General features: G+C 45.6%; 4 protein-coding genes. 2 read left to right on the top strand and 2 right to left on the bottom strand.

The genetic code is table 11. From position 1 onward, the window contains the following. Positions 1–248 precede the first annotated feature (248 nt). Complete coding sequence (locus tag ACFI6J_RS18165) at positions 249–1,118, bottom strand: DUF3025 domain-containing protein (protein WP_462586316.1); 870 nt, start codon at positions 1,116–1,118, stop codon at positions 249–251. Between the two features lie 70 nt (positions 1,119–1,188). Here ACFI6J_RS18165 and ACFI6J_RS18160 point away from each other — a divergent pair, with 70 nt between their 5' ends. Together ACFI6J_RS18160 and asnB are read left to right on the top strand one after the other, a co-directional pair. Then, a complete protein-coding gene (locus ACFI6J_RS18160) occupies positions 1,189–2,856 on the top strand; it encodes a M28 family metallopeptidase (protein WP_014975997.1) in 1,668 nt (555 codons plus the stop codon). A 391-nt stretch (positions 2,857–3,247) separates the two neighbouring features. Next, positions 3,248–4,918, top strand: a complete 1,671-nt coding sequence (asnB, locus tag ACFI6J_RS18155) for an asparagine synthase B (RefSeq protein ID WP_014948790.1) — start codon at positions 3,248–3,250, stop codon at positions 4,916–4,918. 59 nt (positions 4,919–4,977) lie between these two features. On the opposite strand, the gene ACFI6J_RS18150 is transcribed toward asnB, so the two are convergent. After that, entirely contained in the window at positions 4,978–6,288 is a 1,311-nt protein-coding gene (locus ACFI6J_RS18150; protein ID WP_061095232.1) for an IS4 family transposase, read from the bottom strand. Positions 6,289–6,370: the final 82 nt, after the last annotated feature.

The following is a 6,370-nucleotide window of genomic DNA, read 5'->3' as shown; positions in this document are numbered from 1 at the left end:
GATCATTACCCACTCAGCAAGAGTTAAAATGTTCGTAATCGCGGCGTGTTACCGCAGGTATAGTGGTTCTACATCAAGGTGACACAACAAAGAGTACGGACATTTTAAACTCGCCCTTCGGGAAGGTCTAGCAAGCTTCCTAGCTTCATTCTGGGAATTGAAAGGGAACAGCCATTCCTGCATTCCCACGCTTTGCTAGGAAACTTGCCAGCGCCTTCTGAGTGGGCAATGATCTATGCGGATTGGTATTACACCCACAGCGGCAGCTGTTTCGTTGGCTTAGCCCCTTGTCGTAACGGCCTGAAATAATCTTTATTTTGATAAAACTTCGCATCCTGCGGTGAATGCCATAAAGGCACGCCTAACAAAGGAAGGGGCTTTAAGAGCGGTGTGATCTGAAAAGCATCGAGTGCTGAAATTCGGGCTGACATTGCATCGTCGAGTACGGCGCGTTGTTGCCATTTATCGAGCTCACTAAATCCTTGAGGCACTGAAACCGCGAGCCACTTTCCAGTAAGCCCAATAAACGGGTTCAGCATCATTTCTAAATTCGCATGCCCAAATACATAGGGCGTTACTTCAGCATGCCAACGCCCTCGATTTGCTAGAAATACCTGTTCCCATTCATGGGTGGCCAGTTGCTGTAGGAAAACTTCTAGCGATTCAACGCCACTTGGTCTGGGCTCTTCTATCGCCAGCACCACGCCACATTCATCAAAGTGGGTAATCCGATTGCGACGTGCGGTGCGAGGGTTTACGCCATACGCCTCGATATCGCTTATATGCAGTTCATTTAATAAGGATTTTGTTTTGGGAAATTGCAGCCAGATCAGTGCATTAAACAAATCGTGCCAGCTTTGCTCTCTGGTAGGGACAACCCCATCTTCACTAATAACCGTTTCATAGTAACGCTGTTCATCTTCTGAAAACTGACTCTGTCCTTTAAATACAGGCCCCGTCCATTGCTTGTGATATCTAGATGTAAGTTCATTAAGCACATCAGGAGATGGAAACTTACTATGACTCATTAAACCGAGTTCATCTAAAAGAATGGTTACAGGATAACTTGCGTGTTTTTTTAAGTAGTCTTTACAGAAAGGGATTGAGTCTGATTGCATATCAACTATTGGTTCGCTCTGGGGTTTTCTCTATACTGAGCAAGTATTGTAGAGCAAACAGAGACTAACAATGAAAAAAATGTTTTTGCCATTGCTTGTACCTACCCTTCTGGGCGTAAGTGCTTGCACACCTAACAACGACAGCGCGTCACAAGATCAGTCTGCGAAAAAAGAGATGCCTGTGGCGTCTAACTTTGACAGTGTTTACAACAATATTTCAGACGCCGATATTCGCGAGCCATTAAAGGTACTGTCTTCAGATGAGTTTGAGGGCCGTTTACCGACGACTGAAGGCGAAAAGAAAACCATTGAATACTTGGTTAGTGAATTTACCAAAGCGGGGCTTAAACCGGGTAACGGGGATAGCTTTTTACAAAAAGTAGCCCTTATGGAAATTACTGCTGACCCAGATATGACCATGACTATTGGCGACAATAACTTCGCGTATAAAGAGCAAATGGTTGCCTCTTCCAAGCGAGAACAGAGCTCAGTTTCCCTTGAAGATTCAGAATTAGTCTTCGTTGGCTATGGTGTGAATGCACCAGAGTACGACTGGAACGACTACGAAGGGTTAGATGTTGAAGGCAAAACCGTCGTCATGCTAATTAATGACCCGGGATTTGAAAATCCAGAAAGTGGTAAGTTTCAAGGCACAACGATGACCTACTACGGTCGTTGGAGCTACAAATATGAAGAAGCGAGCCGTCAGGGCGCTGCTGGCGCCATTATTGTTCACGAAACAGCCCCTGCCTCTTACGGCTGGTCAGTTGTTGCTAACAGCTGGAGCGGTCCGCAGTACGGCCTAGTAAGTGCCGACAAAGGAGCAAGTCGTGTGGCTGTTGAAGGTTGGTTAACGTTAGATGCGGCGAAAAAAGTGTTTGCTGATGCAGGGCTCGACTTTGACCAAGAGAAAGCAAACGCCATGCAAGGTCCTTACAACAAAGCAATGGATATCAAAGCATCGGTTACGGTTAACAACACCTTCAAAAAGTCAGAGAGCAACAACGTTATCGCGACTCTGCCGGGCGCAGAGTTTCCTGATGAGCATATTATCTACACGGCACATTGGGATCATTTAGGTAAAGACGAGAGCAAAGAAGGCGACCAAATCTATAATGGCGCTCATGATAATGCGACGGGCACTGCGGCTATTCTAGCCATGGCCAAAGCATACTCAGAGTTGACGCCTGCACCAAAACGCTCTGTATCATTTTTAGTAGTAACTGCTGAAGAGCAAGGGCTGTTAGGCAGTAAATATTATGCAAGCAATCCTGTTATTCCGATTGAAAATACGGTTGCTAATATCAACATGGACGCAATGAACGTATTAGGTAAAACCAAAAACGTTGCCGTTGTAGGCATGGGTAAGTCAGAAATGGAAGACTATCTTGAAGCCGCTGCGGCTAAGCAAGGCCGTACACTGACTCAGGAAGACAGACCAGAAGCTGGGTACTACTATCGCTCAGATCATTTCAGCTTTGCCAAGCAAGGTGTTCCAGCACTGTACGCTGAAGGCGGAAATGAACCAGCAGATGAAGAGACAGCCAAATACAGAAAACGTATGAATGTCATTGTTACGGGCTGCTATCACCAAGTGTGCGATCAGTATCGTGACGATTGGGATTTAAGCGGTATCGTACAAGACACGCAAATGCTGTTTGATGTGGGTGTAGGTGTTGCAAATGCAGAGGCTTGGCCGAAGTGGAATGAAGCAAGCGAGTTCCAGCGCCAAAACTAAAACACTTTGACGTAAAAACGCAAAGAAGGCCGCGTCTTCTTTATCGTTAATAAAGGGTTTCTTCCTGAAACCCTTTTTTATTGACCCGCATTAATTTACTACCCTCTATATTTGAACTCACTTCCCTCTATATTAAGCACTGCTTACCGCATTCATAAGCTTACCTTTGCATGGAATTAGGATAAAAATGTTAATAAACGGCTATTTTGGGATAAATGGAATAAGAATTTCCATTTTCTCATCATAATGTACTTGCAATTTCCTGTCAGACTGGCACATTCAGGGGCACGCGAATAAGAATAACAACAAATCATCGCCCACTCGTACGCGAGTACCGACAGAAAAAACTTCTATTATTTTTTTCAACAAGTGAACAGAGAGAATCCGTTATATGTGTGGTATTTTCGGTATCCTTGATATCAAAACCGATGTGTCTGAACTCAGAACCCAAGCCCTCGATTTATCAAAACTTTTGCGCCACCGTGGCCCTGACTGGTCGGGTATCTGGAACAATGACAATACCATTCTTTGTCACGAAAGATTGGCGATTGTCGACGTTGATACAGGGGCGCAGCCTCTTATCAGCCAAAACGATAAACAAATTCTTGCCGTTAACGGCGAGATTTACAACCACAAGCAACTTGCTGCTAATCTAGATGAGCCGTACCCATTTAAAACCCGTTCTGATTGCGAAGTTATTCTTCCGCTTTTTCAGCAAAAAGGCATCGACTTTATCGATGAACTAGAGGGTATGTTTGCGTTCATTCTATACGATGAAGAACAAGACGCTTACCTTATTGCCCGCGACCATATTGGTATTATTCCGCTTTATACCGGTTACGATGAACACGGTAACTTCTATGTTTCATCTGAAATGAAAGCGTTAGCAGGCGTATGTAAGACAATCAGTGAGTTCCCTCCTGGCCACTACCTGTGGAGCAAAGAAGGTAAAATCACCAAGTACTACAAACGCGACTGGATGGAATACGACAACGTAAAAGACAACACCAGCAACCTAGAAGAGCTACGTGTAGCATTCGAGAAAGCTGTGAAGTCACACATGATGTCTGACGTTCCATACGCTGTACTTCTATCGGGCGGTTTGGACTCTTCACTGGTTTCAGCTGTCGCTGCGCAGTACGTTGCAAAGCGCGTTGAAGACGAAGACAAGACAGATGCATGGTGGCCTCGCCTGCACAGTTTTGCTGTGGGTCTTGAAGGAGCACCTGACCTTAAGGCAGCGAAGAAAGTGGCCGACATGATTGGCACCGTACACCATGAAATTCACTTTACCATTCAAGAAGGTTTAGATGCCATCCGTGATGTTATCTATCACTTGGAAACCTACGATACAACAACGATCCGCGCCGCTACTCCAATGTACTTAATGACCCGTAAAATTAAAGCGATGGGCATTAAGATGGTGCTTTCAGGCGAAGGTTCTGATGAAATTTTTGGTGGTTATCTATATTTCCACAAGGCGCCAAACGCCAAAGAATTCCACGAAGAAACGGTACGTAAACTTGATCGTCTACATATGTTTGACTGTGCGCGTGCTAACAAAGCCACATCAGCATGGGGTGTAGAAGCTCGTGTTCCATTCTTAGATAAGAACTTCATTGACGTAGCTATGCGTTTAAACCCACAAGACAAAATGTGTCTAGATGGAAAAATGGAGAAGTGGATCCTTCGTAAAGCGTTTGATAACGGCGAAACCCTTCCAGCAGAAGTACTGTGGCGTCAAAAAGAGCAGTTTGGTGATGGTGTAGGTTATTCGTGGATTGATTCAATTCGCGATTTCGTTGAAAACGAAGTGACTGATCAGCAACTTGCAACAGCGGAATTCCGCTTCCCAGTTAACACACCAGACACCAAAGAAGGCTACTACTATCGCACTATCTTCGAGAGCTACTTTCCTCAAGAAAGTGCGGCACGCTGCGTGCCAGGCGGTAAATCTATTGCGTGTAGTACAGCAGAAGCACTTGAGTGGGATGAGAGCTTTAAAAACAACGCAGATCCTTCTGGCCGTTCGATGAAAGGCGTCCACGCTGGCGAGTCTTGATAGACAATCGTACAAGCAGAGCTAACATTAAAAAAACGCGGCCTAAGCCGTAATGCCGTTCACTTAAGGTGAGCGGCATTTTTCTTTCTGCTGTATCGCTGTGGTCTCTTCTTAACTGTTCGGGGGAAGTTGCGTTCTCGCCGTGGAGCCAGAATAAGATTCTCAGCCATTTTATGCAGGTATTTATACTGCCTTGGAATTGCGCCGGGCGTTGAATAAGGCAGACCGACCAGCAGCGACGTCACCTGAGCCAGTGCACCATTAAAACTAAGCTGGTAAGGCAGGTAGTTTCCTTTAAGGTTAAAGCACATCTGAACCATCTGGTATCGCACTAGATTGTAGGTCAGCAATACGCCCCACAGTTCCTGCTTCACTAATTCAGGAAGGCGACTGCGCAGGGTCAGACGGTTTCCCAGCATGTATTGTTTTTGCTCCCTGTAGCCCAGCTCAATCTCCCAGCGATGCCCATATAAGTCAGCGATATCAGCTGCAGGGTAACGCATGGCATCAGTCATTGACGTAAGCACTTCATAGGTTTTACCTTTGATTTTTCGGCTCACAATACGAGCGGTCAGGGTATCGGGTAATCCCGGCCATAACTTCCTAGAACGAGGGTTACTGCTTAACATTACCAACTTGTCGTTGCGTCCCAAGGAGCGAATTTCTTGATATTGCAGGTTCTTTTTAACAGGAATAAGCCAGTGACGGCTTTCCCCTTCGAGCTGCCATTGATGTAATAGGCCCAGGGAGTAAAACCCTTTATCGAACAGGGTGACACTATTATCTGGGGTAGTTTCGATAAGCTGTTCGGCCAGCCTCATTTCGTTGACGGCGTAACTATCAAACGCGCTTCCCGTCATCAGGTGGGTACTTAGCTCCATCTGACAAACCATTCTTACTTGCGGGTAAAGAGAATCCTTTTGGCGTGAAAACGCGTCGGCATTTTCCGGCGAATCTTCGGTACGCCAGACGACACCATCAACGCCTAACAGCGTCAGCCCATTCCACTGAGGTAAGTTTGCCTGTCTGAGCCAGTGCGCCGTCATGTGCTGATACACCGCCTTTGCACCACTTTCCCCCAAGGTTTTACGACGCTGCGTTAACGCACTTTTCGCCACAAAAGGCTTACCCTCGCGATCAACAATATCGAGCTGGTTTACAACATCAGATATCGACTTGTCATTGTACAGCGCCATGCCTACAAGTAACCATACCAGTGATTCAAGCGACAACTTACGTTTGCGCAAGGTAACTGTATCAGACATCTGATAAGCTTGTTCAATCAACTCTAATGGAATGAGGTCAGACAGCGCTTTAGCTTGTGGCTGCTTAACAGTATTGATGATGTCTAAAGCTTGAGAAACGTCCATAAAAAAATCCGATATCAGTTACCTGATACCGGATTTTGAAGCCTTAAAAAGATCGGTCAACCGATCATTAAATTCTTAACTG

This window comes from Alteromonas sp. G4i13 (assembly GCF_054960505.1).
Note: the sequence above shows the minus strand (reverse complement) of the source record. Positions and strands in the feature narration are given on the sequence as shown.